The following is a 15,871-nucleotide window of genomic DNA, read 5'->3' as shown; positions in this document are numbered from 1 at the left end:
TGTAAGGTTTTCATCAGTTAAAGGGGTAAAACAACCTTAATTTTGGGAGTGGTTTCCTTTTGTGAAACTTATTTTGTAAGTTTAAAGTACTGATAATGAGAGTTCATTTGATAAAGAGGCAGACGGTGGAGGATTATATGCGTTCCAATGCATCTAGTAAGGCCGCTTTTGAGGCATGGTTAATGGCTATTCGTTATGCAGACTGGTACCAGCCTCAGGATATATTATGCACCTTTAATTCTGTAGATATTTTAGGGAAGGGTTCAGATCGGGTTATTTTCAATATTGGTGGTAATTCCCATCGGATGATCTGCAAATATTTGTTCGGCCGCAAGGTGCACCTCTTTGTAAAATGGATCGGGACGCATGCAGAATACGATAAAATCTGTAAGCGAGGTTTACAATATTCCATTAGTGAATTTTAGGTCCTGATTTTTATTATAATGGGAACAGTAGCTATGCTTTTGAATAATTAGTGAGCTGTGGTATCGCAAATATTGTAAATAACCCCCATAAAATGTGAATTCGTGGTCGGAAGAGTAGTTTAAAAGGTTTTTAACAGACAAAGGAATGGAAGCTTTAAAGTATAAGATTATCAAGGATCGGGAGCAGTATGAAGACTATTGCGAACAGCTGGAGGCCTTGTTGGCCTTGGAGAATCCTGAATTGGAAGACGAGATAGAGTTACTTACTTTTCTGATCGAAAAGTATGATGAGGAGCATTCCTCTTTTAATGAGCTCTCCCCTATTGCACTATTAAGGGAATTAATGGCTAGTCATAGCTTGAATCAAAGTCAGTTGGGGGAGATCATGGGGGTGCAAAAAAGCACCGTCTCAAAAGTACTTAACCTTCAGAAGGGGCTTTCTAAAGAAAGTATCCGCAGGTTGGCGGATCACTTTAAACTAAGGCAGGAGGCTTTTAACCGCCCTTATGAACTGCTCAATCAGGAGGTGTTGAAATCAAGCTAAGTCGAATTGCACGCCCTCGGGCTTAATTGGTAAGGCTCTCAGGGGCTTGTTTTGTAGTGTGTTGTGGTGGGAATCCTGATTTTTAACTAAGCCCAATTGGGATAGCTTGCTTTCTCCTCATTCATTTTCTTCGTTGGAAAAAATGCAATAAAAAGGCGAACCATGGAGGTTCGCCTTTTTAGTATTTTTAAAGAAAAATTATATCAATGTTTGATAGGCTATCAGGGCTGAAACATAAGCCAGACCGGTCAGGTAGGCCAGTTGGACCATCGGCCACTTCCAGCTTTTAGTTTCTCTTTTCACAATAGCCAGTGTACTCATGCACTGCATGGCAATGGCGTAGAATATCATCAGGGAAATTCCACTGGCCAGATTAAAGACCGGTAATCCGGTTTTGGGGTTAATCTCCGTGGCGAGTCGGTCTTTCACCGTTTTGGTGTTTTCGGCATCTGTTCCCACACTGTAAATGGTGGCCATGGATCCTACAAATACTTCTCTGGCAGCAAAGGAAGTGATCAGGGCGATCCCGATTTTCCAGTCATATCCAAGCGGTTCGATCACCGGCTCAATGGCTTTTCCCAAATATCCGGCGAAGGAATGCTCCAGCTTATAAGAAGCAATCAGGTTTTCCAGCTCTTCCTGATTATCCCCCTGATATTGTTCCGTGACGATGCTTTCTGCTTGTGCAATTTCACTTCCGGGGCCATAGCTTGCCAATACCCATAATACGATGGAAATGATGAAAATAATTTTACCTGCGGAGAATACGAAGGTTTTGGATTTTTCATAAATCGTTAGTCCCACGTTTTTCCATCTGGGCATTCTGAAAGAAGGCAATTCCATGATCAGGAATGGGCGTTGAGGTGAATTTATGATCTTATGCATAATCAAAGCAATTCCCAGCGCCAGGACAAACCCCAGTACATACAAGCCCATCAACACCAAACCCTGAAGGTTAAAGAAGCCAATGGATTCGTCCGGAATCACCAAGGCAATCAGAATGGTGTAAACCGGCAGACGAGCCGAACAGCTGATCAGTGGTGCTACCAAAATGGTGATAAGGCGCTCTTTCCAGTTTTCGATATTCCGGGCAGCCATTACCGCCGGAATTGCACAAGCTACTCCTGAAATCAGTGGCACTATACTTTTTCCATTCAGGCCAAATACCCGCATGATCCGGTCGGTGAGGAATACGGCACGGGCCATATAGCCGGTTTCTTCCAGAAGTGCGATGAAGGCAAAAAGAATGGCAATTTGAGGAACGAAAATGACGATTCCGCCAATCCCCGGAATGATTCCTTCGCTGATGAGCGAATTCAATGCTCCGTCCGGAAGAGTAGCACTGATCCATTCCCCCAATGCTCCGAATTGTTCATCTATGAAATCCATTGGAATACTGGCCCAGGAATAAATGGCCTGGAACATGAAGAATAAGATTCCAATGAAAATAAAATATCCCCACAGTGGGTGGGTAAGTATTTTGTCCAGTTGGGAAGAGACGCGAAGGTTTTCCTCAATTTTTTTGTTATGAGGTTTTACTTCTCTTAGGATATCATCCAGCAGGCGGTAACGGTTTATGGTTTCCTGTGCCTGCAATTGGTGACTTTTAAAAGAGGAGTTTTCCTTGATCTCATCAATGATATCAATGTCCTCCGGGCCGATACCCGCATAGGTATCGGTCTGCTGCATCATTTGATATACCCGGTAGGGGTGCTCATCAGGGAAGGCAGCCGTTGCCCGATAGAATAAATCATCATGCACATAGGATTCCATCGGAAGGAAAGGCTCTGGGATATGATATTCGAATCGCTCGATTTCAGCGATTAATTCCTCCATTCCCTCTCCATTTCTACCGTTCACCGGAATAATAGGACTGTCTAATTTTTGAGCTAATAGCTCAAGATCTAATTGGTCTTTCTCCGGCAATACGTCCAGCATGGTCATGGCTATAATAGCCGGCACGCCCATATCTTTGATTTGGGAGAAAAGCAAAAGATTACGCTTCAGGTGAGCCGCATCCACCACGACAACCGCCATATCCGGGAAATTATCTGATTCCGGATTGGTGACTTCTGTAAAAAATACCCGTTCATCAGCAGAACGGGGATAAATACTGTAAGTACCGGGAAAGTCTACGATTTGAACTTTGCGCGATTTAATCTTATTGCAGGGGCCGGATTTTTTGTCGACCGTAACACCGGGAAAGTTTCCTACTTTTTGATTAAGACCTGTAAGTAAGTTAAAAATGGAGGTCTTACCGGCGTTGGGGTTACCAATAAGGGCAACCTTTAAAATATTTTCACGCACAGATTTACGATATTTTTTCAATCATGACGGTGGAGGCTTCTTTTTTACGCAAAGAAACGCGGGAGCCTGCTACATCAATGGCAATTGGATCACCTAAAGGCGCAATACAACTCAGGGTAATTTCTTCCCCGGGTAAACAGCCCATATCCAATAGGCGAAGGGATAGTTCCTCGTCAGAAAATCCTGTGACGATTCCCTTTTGTCCAATTTTCAAATCTGCAATGTTCATGATTTTTATACGAAACTAATTTAGAACTGATCTAAACGCAAATTAGTATTTTTTCCTTAACAAAACGATGTTGGAGAATTAAAATATAGAACAGGATATGAGATAATTAGTTGTCGTCCCGGCTATTTATTGGAGGGCATAAAAAAAGCTGCCTCTGGGAGAGACAGCTTTCTATTAATGATTGCTTTATAATTGCTTAGAAAAGGAATTCATTCAGACGACAAAGTGACTTCTCTTTGTTCTCACTTCCCACTAAAAGGGAAATGTTGTAATCTGAACCTCCATAGGAAATCATTCGGATTGGCACTTCTTCCATAGCATCCAGTACTTTGGTCGCAATACCCACTTTTTCCTCACCGAAGTCTCCCACTACACAAACGATGGACTGATTGCGGTCCACCTGCACCTGACCGAATTTCTCTAAGGTTTCCAGGATCTGAGGAAGTTGTTCATCATTATCAATGGTTAATGAGACCGCTACCTCAGAAGTAGTGATCATATCGATTGGTGTTTTATATTTTTCAAACACCTCGAAGATCTGACGGATAAATCCATAAGCCAGTACCATTCGATTGGAACGGATTTTTATAGCGGTAATACCATCTTTTGCAGCAACTGCTTTTACAGCTCCGGTTGCCGAAAAATGCTGACTGATCAAAGTACCCGGTGCTTTTGGCTCCATGGTATTCTTCAATCGTACCGGAACATTGTAACGCTGTGCAGGGATAATGGACGTCGGGTGCAGGATTTTTGCACCGAAATAGGCCAATTCGGAAGCTTCATCAAAGCTTAATTCCGGAATTGGAAAAGTATTTTCTACTACTCTAGGGTCATTGTTGTGCATGCCATCAATGTCCGTCCAGATCTGCGTTTCTGATGCCTGAATGGCAGCGCCGATCAAAGTAGCGGTATAGTCAGATCCCCCACGGCTAAGGTTGGAAACCTCGCCTTCGTGGTCACGACAAATATAGCCCTGGGTGATAAAAAGTTGAGTGCCTTCAGCAGCTTCCACCAAGGCGGACAGTTCTCTGGAAGTGAAGTCCAGGTCCGGCTCATGGTCTTCGTTTACTAGCATAAAATCCAATGCCGGCAGCAATTGTGCTTTTACGCCTTGTTCGTGCAGGTAAGTGGTGAATAGCTTGGTGGACATTAACTCGCCTTGTGCCAATAATTCCTTATTCAGGCGCTTGTTGAAGAAGTGTCCGGGCAAAGTGCGGATGAAGCTAAAGTGTTCATCAATGATTTGTTTTGCCTTGGCCAATGCATTATCGCCGATTACTAATTTGGGATAGAATGCCAAATAGTGCTCGTAAAGCTCTTCAATTAATTGGCGGGCCAAATCATTGTTTTTGGCTGTTAACGCATCTCCAATTGCCACTAAGGCGTTAGTAGTGCCCGAAAGAGCGGACAATACCACGATTTTACGTTCTGAATCTGCCTGAATTAATTCTGCTACGCGATGCATACGCTCCGGTCTTCCTACCGAAGTGCCTCCAAACTTGTATACCTGCATGACCTGTATAATATTTATCGTTTTTTACTCAAGTTTCAAGAGGCAGTGAACTAAAAACGGGCAAGGAGTTCTCCCTGCCCGAAGCTGTATTTAGAATCCCAGCATTTTAATTGCTGTGATCGCTGCCTCGTCTCCTTTATTTCCATGTTTCCCGCCGGCTCTGTCCAACGCCTGTTCCTGCGTATCTGGGGTAAGCACACCGAAAATTACGGGTTTATTGAATTTCAAATTCACTTCTGTAATACCAATCGCTACGGCCTGATTGATGAAGTCAAAATGTTTGGTTTCACCCTGAATCACGCATCCCAGGCAGATGACCGCATCCACATCAGCACGTTGGGCCATCCACTGTGCGCCTAAGGATAATTCGTAACTTCCCGGAACATTCTTTCGGATGATATTCTTTTCAGAAACCCCATTGACTAAAAGTGTTTCTTTGGCACCCTTATAAAGGGCTTCCGTTACTTCCTCATTCCATTCCGACACTACAATTGCGAAAGTCTTGCCACTTACGTCAGATAAGTTTTTATCAGAATATTCGCTCAGATTTTTTAGTGCAGTTGCCATATGTATTACAGTTCAAATTTAGATGAATAAAAAGAATCGTGGTCAATTATTTTCCCGCTTTTATGTAAATCGATTCTAACAAATTGTTATAAAATGGAATAAACACCTCGGATGGGTTTTATTATTATAACAACTGTTAGATTTATAAAACATCGGTTTTAACTGACGCTCAAAAGTACAATTAATTTTTGGGATTGAGGTTTGAAACTATTGGTGGATTTATGGGAAATGGGATTTAACTCCTCTCTAATTCAGGCTGATGTAAAATTGATTGTTTTCCATTCTCATATTCATGTTTTGACTAAAACGGGAAAGCGATAAATGCTCTTTTCGTTTTGGTGTTTAGTAGTTGCCAATTTTTCGGTCAGTAAGGGTGTCCGCAGGGGGCGGCGGTGGCTTCAGATTGCCTGTTGAGCGGAGAAAGGTTGCAAATTGTTTAATTAGTAGCTAGATACCGGCCTTTTGTAAAGGGATGAACGATCAGGAGCGATCTTTTTTCAACTTAAGCTGAATTCTTATTGCTTAAATCTTCGTTTGGCTGCTGGGTGGGGAAAATCAAGGAATAGTTACCAATTTCAACTGTTTTCCAAGGGAACAGGTGAATGAGAAAAAAGCAAGCCTGCCCAAATTGGGGCTATTATAAATCAAAGAAATTAAATTGTAATGAACTGCAAATAAATTACTTGCACTCAGATAATAAATGTGGCGGTGAATGATTCGGGTGAAATCCTCGATTGGCTGCCGGGTGGGGAAAATCAAGGAATAGTTACCAATTTCAACTGTTTTTCCAAGGGAACAGGTGAATGAGGAGAAAGCTAGCCTGCGCAAATTTGGGTTATTAATAAATCAATAAACACCATCTTATCGAACTGAAAATATGCCACTTTAGGGGAATTGATGAATTTAGCGGTGAATAATTCGATATAGGGCAATAAAAAAAGGGATCAGCTTTTGGCTAATCCCTTTTGTATTTTTTTGGCTAATCTTAGTTGATCATTCCGTTCACGCGCGCTAGTTGCTTGCGAGCTTCCTGATACTCGTTAGCATCTGAGTAGTCATTTACGATAGTCTCCAGGCTTGACTTTGCCGTTTTCAAGTCACCTTTCAATTCAGCCGCTAAAGCTGCTTTTTTCAGGTAAATCGGAGAAAAGAATTTGTTGGCTTTGTAGTTGGCCGCTTTCTGATAGTAAGAAAGTGCATCCCCATAGCTTTTCTTTTCCATATAGCCATCACCAATCAAGGCATAAGTTTTTGCCTGAATCAACTGGTCTGAAGGGCTGAAGCCTTTCAAAGTGTTGATGGCCTTATCAAACTCACCCTGACGCAAGTAAATCACACCTGTGTAATAGTTTGCCAATTTACCTGCAGGAGTGCTGCCATATTCGTCGGCAATTTTAAGAAAACCATAGCTGTTTCCATCTCCCGTTAAAGCCAGGTTAAGGCTGTCTTGCTCAAAGTAGTACTGCGCCTGAAACATTTCTGCCTGTGCAGTTTTATCTTTGCCGGAAATGAAGCTCTGGTAAAAGAAAAACAATCCTACCGCCACGATCAAAGCTACGGATCCACCAATTACGGCTACCTTGTTTTTTTCTAAAAACTCTTCTGATTTACTCAGGCGGTCAGCAATCGCTTCTGGATTTTCCAATAACTCCTGACCTGTATACTTTTCAGCTTCTTCTTGTTTTTTCTTATTCTTTGCCATTTGAAAAAATTTTTAGGGTGCAATAATAATCAATTTTTATTGATATTAAAATAGCGGCCCTCACCGATTATTCTCTAACGAATGGATAGTCTTCCTGAGCGTAAACGTCTGTGAAAATTTCTTTTGGGTCCGGAAGTGGAGACTCCTCCGCAAATTTTACACATTCTTTTACAGACTCTTTGATTCTGTTATCCATTTCTTTTAATTCCTCTTCAGTTGCATAACCTTTTTCAAGGATAGTGGCTTTTACCTGCTGAACAGGGTCTTTTTGCTTGTAGCTCTCTACCTCCTCTTTGGTACGGTATTTAGCTGGGTCAGACATGGAGTGGCCTTTGTAGCGGTAAGTGCGGAACTCTAGCAATACAGGGCCTTTTCCTGCACGGATATGCTCGGCAGCTTCCTCACAAGCAATATGAACCTCTTCCACGCTCATGCCGTCTACCGGATGGGATGGCATATCGTAAGATTCTCCTAATTTATAAAGTTCGATTACGTTAGAAGTACGTTGTACGGAAGTACCCATGGCGTAACCATTGTTCTCAATCACGAAGATGATGGGCAATTTCATGGTCATGGCCATGTTGAACGCCTCGTGTACCGCACCCTGACGTGCCGCACCATCTCCCATATAAGCGATACAAAGGTTATCAGTTCCCTTGTATTGTTCGGCGAAAGCCAAACCGACGCCCAATGGAATTTGTCCACCTACGATACCGTGGCCACCGTAGAAGCCATTCTCCACATCGAAGATGTGCATAGATCCACCTTTACCTTTAGAAAGGCCGGTGGCTTTACCGTAAAGCTCAGCCATGATACGCTTTGGGTCAGATCCTAAGGCAATAGGATGAGCGTGATCACGATAAGCGGTAATGTATTTATCCCCTTTTTTTAGTGCGGAAACAGCACCTGCTGCACAGGCTTCCTGACCAATATACAAGTGGCAGAATCCACTGATTTTCTGCTGACCATACACACGACCACTCATTTCTTCAAAGCGTCTCATGTGTAGCATGTTTTCATACCACCACATATAGGTTTCTTTGGAGAAACGCTCCTCAGTAGCCGCAGATCCAGTGTTTGCAGTTTGGTTTGACATAATTGTTATATGGTTTTATTGTTGTCTTAAGCTTGATTTGCAGAAAACAATTGTAGTTAATAGGTTTGTAGTGGGCGAAAATAATAAAAAGTCGCTGCAATCAATACATTCCTTTATGTTTCTTTTTAATATCCAACTGCTGAATTTCAAGAATTATGAAGAGCTGAATATGCAGTTTTCACCTCAGATTAATTGTTTGGTTGGAGAAAATGGTAGCGGAAAAACCAATCTGCTCGATGCTATTCACTATTTATCGTTGGCGAAATCCGCTTTTCCGGGACAGGATCAGCAAAGTATTCGTCATCAGGAGCCTTTTTTCAGTATTCGGGGAGAATTCAGGAATGAAGACCGGCAGCATCAGGTATTGTGCGCTTTGCAACAAGGGGCCAAAAAGGTGTTGAGATGCGATCAGGTGCCTTATGAGCGCCTATCGGATCATGTAGGGCGTTTTCCGGTGGTGATGATGGCGCCCCATGATACGGATTTGATTCGGGAAGGAAGTGAAGAGCGGAGGCGTTTTTTTGATGCGATTATTTGTCAGACCGATCGTAATTATCTGCAATGGCTGATGGAATACAATGGATTGTTGAAGCAGCGGAATGCGCTGCTGCGTCAGTGGCAGAAAAATCATATGCCGGCAGATCAGGATCTATTGGAAACCTATAATATTCCCCTATTAGATCGTGCGGAAAAGATCGCCCGCGCGCGCATTTCTTTTTTGGATCAGTTTGAACCTTTGTTTCAGGCGCATTATCAGGCCTTGTCTGGTGGACGGGAAGAAGTGAGTTTGCGTTACCGGACGGAGGTACTGAAGGAAGATTTTAAGGAGAAGTTTGAGCAGGCGACGGAAAAAGATGTCGTCTTGGGAAGAACAACTATGGGGGTGCATCGGGATGATTTCCGATTTTTGATTGGCGGCCATCCGGTGAAGCGATTTGGTTCACAGGGCCAGCAAAAGTCCTTCGTAGTGGCATTGAAGTTGAGTCATTTTGATTTAATTCATCAGCAGAAAGGGTTTAAGCCTATTTTGTTGCTGGACGATATTTTCGATAAGTTGGATGATCAGCGCATGCAGCACCTGTTGAAAATGGTGGCAGGGCATAAATTCGGCCAAATTTTCATTACAGATGCCCGCCCGGAGCGAACCAAAGGCTTGGTAAAGGAGATTGACGAAGAGGTGAAAATCTTTGAAATTGAAAAGGGAGGAATACAGAATAAGGAATAACCTAACCGTTTTAGAAAAATATTTAGGCAATAAAAAAGCCCATTCGAAAGAATGGGCTTTTGCTTAAGCATCGTGATCCAGCAGGGACTCGAACCCCGAACCGCCTGCTTAGAAGGCAGGTGCTCTATCCAGTTGAGCTACTAGACCATTGTGGTGATCGCGCAGGGACTCGAACCCCGAACCGTCTGCTTAGAAGGCAGATGCTCTATCCAGTTGAGCTACGCGACCGTTTCCTTCAATGCTTAAGCGGATGCAAATGTAGGAAGGCTTTGGTAAAAAACAAACCTTAGCGCCCCATTTTAGCTAATTTTACGAGATTTATTTTCTTTGTGCCCCCCATATTAATGGCTAACGTGCAGGTTGCTTGCGCGTTCCAAATTTATGGGATCATTGGTATTTCGATCTTTTTTTCTGAAAATTTCTTCAATTTCTGCTGCATAAAAATCATGTACCCGTGGTCGGATCATTTTGTAGTTATGATTCAGGAAGCGATTTTGAATACTCATGGGCTCCATCATCAGGCGGAATCTGTTGGGGGGCCATTTGGCTTCAAAGGCAGTCGCCTTTCTGAAATTGATTAACTCTTCTTCGATGGTTTTGAGTGTAAAAGGAATGAGTTCTTTATTTCCAATATGTTTTTCCAGGGCTTTTTTTCGAATGTTGGCCACATTTGGAACTACTAAAGCCAGGGTATAGGGTGATTGGTTATTGTACAGGCAAACGGCATCAATACAGCTGCAAAATTCTTCGATATCGGCCTCCACCATTTCCGGAGGAAATTTCTCTCCATCAGAGGAAATTAGCAGGCTTTTGATGCGCCCCAGGACATAGAGGTAACCCTCGCTGTCAATTTTACCAATGTCTCCGGTATGTAGCCATTTGTCTCTGATCAGGAGGTTGGTAGCTTCCGTATTTTTGAAATACCCTCTGGTCACATTTGTGCCTTTTACCACAATCTCTCCTGTTTTTTCCAGGGGTAATCGCTCTCCCTTTTCATCCCGAATTTCCACTTCTATCATGGAAAGCGGCATGCCTACGGAACCTACTTTTTGATATTGTTCATTATTGGTAGAAACTACCGGGCTGGCTTCGGTAAGTCCATAACCCTGATAAACTGGAAGCCCGAGGGCATTGAAATAGAAAATGACATTGCGATCCAAATAGGCTCCCCCGGTTACCATAAATTTTAGGTTAGGGAATAGTTTATCTTTGAGCTTATTGAGGACGGCGTGTGTCATGAAAAAGGCACTCAGTCGTTTTACATATCCTAATTCATCTCCGCTTCTGGCTTTTTGATAAGCCAGGGCCAAAGCATTGCGGTAATCTTTTTCTACTTCCTCTCCTAGTGAGCGAACCGCTCTTTCTACATATAAGCGAAGACTTTTAATCAGGGCCGGAACCAGGAGCAGGAAGTCGGGCTGGAAGGACTGCAGGATTTCGGGAATCATCCGGAGAATTTCCATCATGGATTTTCCCTGTGGAGGAAAGCCAATGCTTCCTCCCTGAATGATGACGCTATACAAACCTACGGTATGCGCAAAGGCATGATCCAGCGGAAGCAGCATGAAAGTGCGTGCCTCAGGGGGAATAGGGATTCTTTTTTTGATTTGAAGCACATTGGTTCGCAGATTCTCATGGCTAAGTAAAACAGCCCTGGGGTCTGCGCTGGTACCCGAAGTAAAGATGATGGCCGCCAGGTCCGTAGTCGGGATAAGGGGCACCTGATCGCCAAAATCTAATAACTCCTGTAGGGGTGTTATTTGCGGGTGTTCGAAGCGCTGATTTTTGCGGTTATACCACAAATGTAAATTTTCAGGCAAAGCAGGCAGGTGGGGCAGTATTTGTTCCACCAGATGTTCTTCCAAAACCAGATGCTGACATTCCGCATGTTTGATTTGCCAAATCAGGGTATTGATTTCCGTTTTGAGATTCATGGGTACCGCCACTCCCCCGGCATACCAAATGCTGATTTCCGTAATGACCCACAGCGGGGAGGAGTCGAGCCAAAGGGCCACTTTCTCTCCACGGTTTAATCCGGAGTTTTTCCATCCATTGGCATAGCCATGCACATGCTGACTGGTTTCCTGATAGGTAATGGGGCTGAAAACTCCCTCCTGCCATTGCCAGAAAAGCGGTTGTGGTCCGAATGCATGTACGGCTTTCTCGAAAAGATCCAATAGACTGTTTTTATCCATGGGGGATAGGGTCAAATCGTCGACTTTTTACCAATAAAACGAAAATTTGAATTTCGGTCAACGAAGGAAATAAATGAAATATTGTATGTTTTTTTTACATTAGTATTTAAATAAAGAAAAGGCTATGATAAAATCCATGACAGGTTACGGTTCTGCCAATTTGGATACGGAATCCATCAGTATTCAGGTAGAAGTCAGAACTTTGAATTCTAAGTTCTTAGATACTAACTTAAAATTACCCAGAACCTTCAGCGATCGGGAGATCGAGATTAGAAATACCATTGGGGACTGTCTGGAAAGAGGGAAAGTTGCGGTCAATATTGAATTTAATCGCAAAGATGATACTACTCCAAAGGTGCAGGTGAATGAAGGGCTTTTTCAGAATTATTATGCCGCTCTGAAAGCTTTAGCGGAAAATACAGGCGCCAGTGAACAGGAATTGTTTAAGTTGGTATTGCAGATGCCGGAAGTTTTGGTGAATGAGCGGGAAGAGCTGGGTAGTGAAGAGGATTGGAAATTACTTCATTCGGCGTTAAATGCTGCGCTAAAAGATTGTGATGCCTTCCGCCTAAAGGAAGGAGCGGTATTGGCTGAAAAGCTGGTGAGCTATATTGACGTCATTGATGGATGTTTGCAAAAAGTTCCTCAATTTGAAGAAGAGCGTGTGGAGACGGTGAAAAACCGCCTGCGTCAAAATTTGGAGGACTTGCAGCAAAAAGAAGATTACGATCAGAATCGTTTTGAGCAGGAGATCATATTCTACCTGGAGAAATATGACATTAATGAGGAGAAAGTGCGTCTGGCGAATCACCTGAAATATTTCAAAGAGGTGATATTAAAACCTACGCAGGCTTCTAACGGAAAAAAACTGGGTTTTATTTCCCAGGAGATTGGCCGGGAAATCAATACGCTTGGATCAAAAGCCAACCATGCCGCCATTCAGCGCCTGGTGGTACAAATGAAAGAGGAGTTGGAAAAAATTAAGGAGCAATCCCTGAATATCCTTTAAAGGATTACAAATGATTGTACAATGAATAAGGCCAGCCCGTAATAGGCTGGCCTTTTTGGTAGGTATAGTATGGGAAAAATATATCCTACTACTATGGTTTAATTCAATTTGAAGGTGATTGGTAACACCATTCTGACGCGCACAGCTCTACCCCGCTGTTTTCCAGGATTCCATTTTGGGGAATTGGCCAATACACGCTTCGCTTCTTCATCACATCCGGCCCCAATGCCTTTCATGATTTCCACATTGGAAATGGAACCGTCGCGGTCTACCACGAACTGCACAAAAACTTTACCTGAAATGCCTTGTCTTTTGGCCTGACTGGGGTAGTTCATGTTCTTGCTTACATACTTGTAAAAAGCAGGAATTCCTCCGGGGTAAGCAGGTTGTTTTTCTACAAAGACAACGATTTCTTCAGGATCCTCCTCTTTTGGAGCGTCTGTAAATATTACATCTTCAATCTTATCGGTTTCGGTTACCTCGATATCGATGTCAATATCATCGGGATCAAGGATATCCTCCGTATCCGGAATTTCAATAATCACAGGATTAACCACTCTGGGCGGTTTGGGAGGCTCAATTCTACTGGCCGGGATTTCGACGATTTCAATATCATCTCCATCTATTGGGATGCCGGTAATATCAATTTTATCCTCATAAACCCGCCAATTAAAAGCAGCAATACTGAAAGCTAAAGAGAGGCAAAGGCCGATGGTAAAAAATAAGGATCTTCTCTTTTTTAGATCTTTTCCGGGGTCTTTCTTGAGTTCCATAAGCTAAAATGTTAGAAGTACTACATTAGAATCAGCCAATTCTTTTACTTTATTATACTACAAAAACGCTGCCACAAAATTATTTTTGGAAAAAAATAACGTTTAAAAAATATAAAAAGGAGAAGCTATGGTTCTTGAGTGGTTTATTTTGTTGTTGGTGGTTTGGGGGTAATTTGTTGTGGTGTAGTTTGTTGTGACTCGTTTGAGGAATTATATTTTTACCTTAGATTTTCAATGATAGATTCAATAAATACCATTAATCAACTTATTGCCATTTCGATATTGTTTTTTTAAAATAGCCCAAATTGGGGTAAGCTTGCTTTCTCCTCATTCATCTGCTTGGTTGGGGTAAATTTGAAATGGGAGAAGTTACTTCATTTTTTCCGCCTTACAGCTAAACGAGGATTTAAGCATGAATTATCCGGCTTAAGCCAGAATAATCCGGCTTAAGCCTTCGTAATTTGGATTTAAGCATAAAAAAAAGGACTACATTGCTGCAGTCCTTTTTTTAATTTCTTTTTTAGGGAATTATCCTAATTTGAAGGTGATCGGAAGGATCATACGTACTTTTACAGCACGTCCACGTTGCTTACCAGCTTTCCATTTTGGAGAGCTTTCAATTACACGCTTAGCTTCCTCATCACAACCAGCACCAATACCTTTAATTACTTGTACTTCGCTGATTTTACCATCTTTACCTACTACGAACTGTACGAATACCTTTCCTTCGATACCCATACGACGGGCTTGAGATGGATACTTCAAGTTTTTACCAATGTATTTGTAGAACGCTGGCATTCCTCCCGGGAATTCTGGCTGATCCTCTACAATAGTAAATACTTCTTCTACTTCTTCTTCCTCCGGTGCTTCCTCGAATACTACTTCTTCGATTACGGCATCTTCGGTAACATCCACGTCCAAATCAACGTCGATATCCTCGTCAATCACTTCCTCATCCGGTACCTCTACAATAACAGGTGCCTGGATTTTTGGTGGTGGTGGAGGGGGCTGTTGAGTCTGGGGTACCTCGGTCACTTCTTCGAAATCTACTTCAGCAACGGCAGCGTCGGCGATTTTTACATCGTCGTACGACTTCCACTCAAAAGCAAGGATTACAAGACCTAAGGAAATACACAGACCAATATTAAAGAACAGCCCTGATTTTTTGGTAAGATCCTTACCAGGGTTCTTTTTAATCTCCATATCAGCTTCCTTTTTAATTAGTCAAAGGGATGTATAAGAAAAGTTGTTGTCGTCCCTCAAACTTATTAAAAATTTCGCGAAACAAAAAGACCTCACCACTTATAGACGAAAAAAAATACAATCAACCCAATAAATGCGCCTATCATATCTGCCACTAAATCCATCCATTCGAAATGTCGGCTGGTGAAACTCCCTTGTAAAACTTCAATCAACAGTCCGAAAACGAAACACAGGCTAATGGTCCAATGGTAGGGGAAGCGTTTCATGTGTTCAACGCTGTACTGCTTACAGGAGCCTATTGTCAGTAATAGGGCCAATATTCCGAAAACACCAGCATGGGCCAATTTATCGAAAGGGATATACCAGTTGATTCCTGAAGGTAAGGAAGAGGCAGGTAACAGGGTAAGGAAAAGGATGATGATCACCCAGATGATGGTGAACAGTTGGTAACGAAGGATCATAACGGAAAGGTAAAAAAAAATCAAAGAAGTATCCTCCTTTGATTTTTTAAGCCAAGATTAAATTTAATGTTAGCCAATAAGTTCTTCGTACGCCTCTGCAGAAAGTAATGTTTCTACTTCTGCAGGATTGTTCATTTCAATTTTGATCATCCAACCTTCCCCATAGGCATCAGCGTTTACCTTTTCAGGCTCGCTTTCCAGGGATTCGTTGAATTCCACAATAGTTCCGCTAATGGGCATAAACAGGTCAGAAACGGTTTTTACTGCTTCTACTGTTCCGAATACCTCACCAGCTTCAATTTCTTCGTCTACCGTTTCTACTTCTACATAAACGATATCTCCCAGCTCTTTTTGAGCAAAATCAGTGACGCCCACGATAGCGGTATTTCCTTCAATACGGATCCACTCGTGATCTTTAGTATACTTTAATTCTGCAGGGATATTCATGGTTTAAAAAAATTAAAATGGGTCAAATTGTTGTGTAGCAAATATTGAATTATTTTTTCTAAAAACCATGGGAATTAGAGGGCAGTATGGAATTTAGAAATATTCAGAAGATGGCCTCAGAAGATTCTATCTTCTGCAAACAAAAACGCCCAAAACCATTGGAGGTTTTGGGCGC

At 42.4% G+C, this 15,871-nt stretch carries 15 protein-coding genes and 2 tRNA genes; 4 read left to right on the top strand and 13 right to left on the bottom strand.

What is annotated here, in order from left to right:
* Positions 1-95 precede the first annotated feature (95 nt).
* The gene (locus tag NG22_RS13670) at positions 96-425 is read left to right on the top strand and encodes a type II toxin-antitoxin system HigB family toxin (protein ID WP_053406237.1); all 330 of its coding nucleotides are present in this window, start codon (positions 96-98) and stop codon (positions 423-425) included.
* 145 nt (positions 426-570) lie between these two features.
* A complete protein-coding gene (locus NG22_RS13665) occupies positions 571-969 on the top strand; it encodes a type II toxin-antitoxin system HigA family antitoxin (RefSeq protein WP_053406236.1) in 399 nt (132 codons plus the stop codon).
* Between the two features lie 198 nt (positions 970-1,167).
* Here the strand turns inward: NG22_RS13665 and feoB are convergent, their stop codons facing one another.
* From feoB to pdhA, 6 genes are all read right to left on the bottom strand, one after another.
* Positions 1,168-3,276 (bottom strand): ferrous iron transport protein B, encoded by a 2,109-nt coding sequence (gene feoB, locus NG22_RS13660; RefSeq protein ID WP_082305142.1) that lies wholly within the window; start codon positions 3,274-3,276, stop codon positions 1,168-1,170.
* 4 nt (positions 3,277-3,280) lie between these two features.
* Positions 3,281-3,505, bottom strand: a complete 225-nt coding sequence (locus NG22_RS13655) for a FeoA family protein (protein WP_053406235.1) — start codon at positions 3,503-3,505, stop codon at positions 3,281-3,283.
* 196 nt (positions 3,506-3,701) lie between these two features.
* The gene (locus NG22_RS13650; protein WP_053406234.1) at positions 3,702-5,018 is read right to left on the bottom strand and encodes an aspartate kinase; all 1,317 of its coding nucleotides are present in this window, start codon (positions 5,016-5,018) and stop codon (positions 3,702-3,704) included.
* 90 nt (positions 5,019-5,108) lie between these two features.
* The gene (gene ribH, locus NG22_RS13645; RefSeq protein ID WP_053406233.1) at positions 5,109-5,585 is read right to left on the bottom strand and encodes a 6,7-dimethyl-8-ribityllumazine synthase; all 477 of its coding nucleotides are present in this window, start codon (positions 5,583-5,585) and stop codon (positions 5,109-5,111) included.
* A 985-nt stretch (positions 5,586-6,570) separates the two neighbouring features.
* Positions 6,571-7,287, bottom strand: coding sequence for a tol-pal system YbgF family protein (locus NG22_RS13635; protein ID WP_053406231.1), 717 nt, complete (start codon positions 7,285-7,287; stop codon positions 6,571-6,573).
* Between the two features lie 67 nt (positions 7,288-7,354).
* Positions 7,355-8,383 carry a pyruvate dehydrogenase (acetyl-transferring) E1 component subunit alpha gene (gene pdhA / locus NG22_RS13630; RefSeq protein ID WP_053406230.1) on the bottom strand — a complete coding sequence of 343 codons (1,029 nt, stop codon included), beginning with the start codon at positions 8,381-8,383 and terminating at the stop codon, positions 7,355-7,357.
* Positions 8,384-8,498: 115 nt separating this feature from the next.
* On the opposite strand from pdhA, the gene recF reads away from it, so the two are divergent.
* Positions 8,499-9,608, top strand: a complete 1,110-nt coding sequence (gene recF / locus NG22_RS13625) for a DNA replication/repair protein RecF (protein ID WP_053406229.1) — start codon at positions 8,499-8,501, stop codon at positions 9,606-9,608.
* Positions 9,609-9,681: 73 nt separating this feature from the next.
* Here the strand turns inward: recF and NG22_RS13620 are convergent.
* The 3 genes from NG22_RS13620 to NG22_RS13610 all read right to left on the bottom strand — a co-directional run bounded on the left by NG22_RS13620 (position 9,682) and on the right by NG22_RS13610 (position 11,803).
* Positions 9,682-9,755, bottom strand: a tRNA-Arg gene (locus tag NG22_RS13620).
* 4 nt (positions 9,756-9,759) lie between these two features.
* A tRNA-Arg gene (locus tag NG22_RS13615) sits at positions 9,760-9,836 on the bottom strand.
* A gap of 113 nt (positions 9,837-9,949) precedes the next feature.
* On the bottom strand, positions 9,950-11,803 hold the full coding sequence (locus NG22_RS13610) for a long-chain fatty acid--CoA ligase (protein WP_216597630.1): 1,854 nt from the start codon (positions 11,801-11,803) through the stop codon (positions 9,950-9,952).
* A 124-nt stretch (positions 11,804-11,927) separates the two neighbouring features.
* Here NG22_RS13610 and NG22_RS13605 point away from each other — a divergent pair, with 124 nt between their 5' ends.
* Positions 11,928-12,812, top strand: a complete 885-nt coding sequence (locus NG22_RS13605; RefSeq protein ID WP_053406227.1) for a YicC/YloC family endoribonuclease — start codon at positions 11,928-11,930, stop codon at positions 12,810-12,812.
* 98 nt (positions 12,813-12,910) lie between these two features.
* On the opposite strand, the gene NG22_RS13600 is transcribed toward NG22_RS13605, so the two are convergent.
* The 4 genes from NG22_RS13600 to gcvH form a co-directional block, all read right to left on the bottom strand.
* Complete coding sequence (locus NG22_RS13600; protein ID WP_053406226.1) at positions 12,911-13,585, bottom strand: energy transducer TonB; 675 nt, start codon at positions 13,583-13,585, stop codon at positions 12,911-12,913.
* 528 nt (positions 13,586-14,113) lie between these two features.
* Positions 14,114-14,788, bottom strand: a complete 675-nt coding sequence (locus tag NG22_RS13595) for an energy transducer TonB (protein WP_053406225.1) — start codon at positions 14,786-14,788, stop codon at positions 14,114-14,116.
* 92 nt (positions 14,789-14,880) lie between these two features.
* A complete protein-coding gene (locus NG22_RS13590; protein WP_338235633.1) occupies positions 14,881-15,273 on the bottom strand; it encodes a VanZ family protein in 393 nt (130 codons plus the stop codon).
* 45 nt (positions 15,274-15,318) lie between these two features.
* Entirely contained in the window at positions 15,319-15,696 is a 378-nt protein-coding gene (gcvH, locus tag NG22_RS13585; protein WP_053406223.1) for a glycine cleavage system protein GcvH, read from the bottom strand.
* Positions 15,697-15,871 lie beyond the last annotated feature (175 nt).

Source organism: Persicobacter sp. CCB-QB2, from assembly GCF_001274635.1.
In the GTDB taxonomy this organism is placed as follows: domain Bacteria; phylum Bacteroidota; class Bacteroidia; order Cytophagales; family Cyclobacteriaceae; genus Persicobacter; species Persicobacter diffluens.
Note: the sequence above shows the minus strand (reverse complement) of the source record. Positions and strands in the feature narration are given on the sequence as shown.

What these genes read in the sequence shown, in the direction of transcription:
- NG22_RS13670 (WP_053406237.1), top strand. Translation starts at nt 96, where the DNA reads ATGAGAGTTCATTTGATAAAGAGGCAGACGGTGGAGGATTATATGCGT.
- NG22_RS13665 (WP_053406236.1), top strand. Translation starts at nt 571, where the DNA reads ATGGAAGCTTTAAAGTATAAGATTATCAAGGATCGGGAGCAGTATGAA.
- NG22_RS13655 (WP_053406235.1), bottom strand. Translation starts at nt 3,505, where the DNA reads ATGAACATTGCAGATTTGAAAATTGGACAAAAGGGAATCGTCACAGGA.
- NG22_RS13650 (WP_053406234.1), bottom strand. Translation starts at nt 5,018, where the DNA reads ATGCAGGTATACAAGTTTGGAGGCACTTCGGTAGGAAGACCGGAGCGT.
- ribH (WP_053406233.1), bottom strand. Translation starts at nt 5,585, where the DNA reads ATGGCAACTGCACTAAAAAATCTGAGCGAATATTCTGATAAAAACTTA.
- NG22_RS13635 (WP_053406231.1), bottom strand. Translation starts at nt 7,287, where the DNA reads ATGGCAAAGAATAAGAAAAAACAAGAAGAAGCTGAAAAGTATACAGGT.
- pdhA (WP_053406230.1), bottom strand. Translation starts at nt 8,383, where the DNA reads ATGTCAAACCAAACTGCAAACACTGGATCTGCGGCTACTGAGGAGCGT.
- recF (WP_053406229.1), top strand. Translation starts at nt 8,499, where the DNA reads ATGTTTCTTTTTAATATCCAACTGCTGAATTTCAAGAATTATGAAGAG.
- NG22_RS13610 (WP_216597630.1), bottom strand. Translation starts at nt 11,803, where the DNA reads ATGGATAAAAACAGTCTATTGGATCTTTTCGAGAAAGCCGTACATGCA.
- NG22_RS13605 (WP_053406227.1), top strand. Translation starts at nt 11,928, where the DNA reads ATGATAAAATCCATGACAGGTTACGGTTCTGCCAATTTGGATACGGAA.
- NG22_RS13600 (WP_053406226.1), bottom strand. Translation starts at nt 13,585, where the DNA reads ATGGAACTCAAGAAAGACCCCGGAAAAGATCTAAAAAAGAGAAGATCC.
- NG22_RS13595 (WP_053406225.1), bottom strand. Translation starts at nt 14,788, where the DNA reads ATGGAGATTAAAAAGAACCCTGGTAAGGATCTTACCAAAAAATCAGGG.
- gcvH (WP_053406223.1), bottom strand. Translation starts at nt 15,696, where the DNA reads ATGAATATCCCTGCAGAATTAAAGTATACTAAAGATCACGAGTGGATC.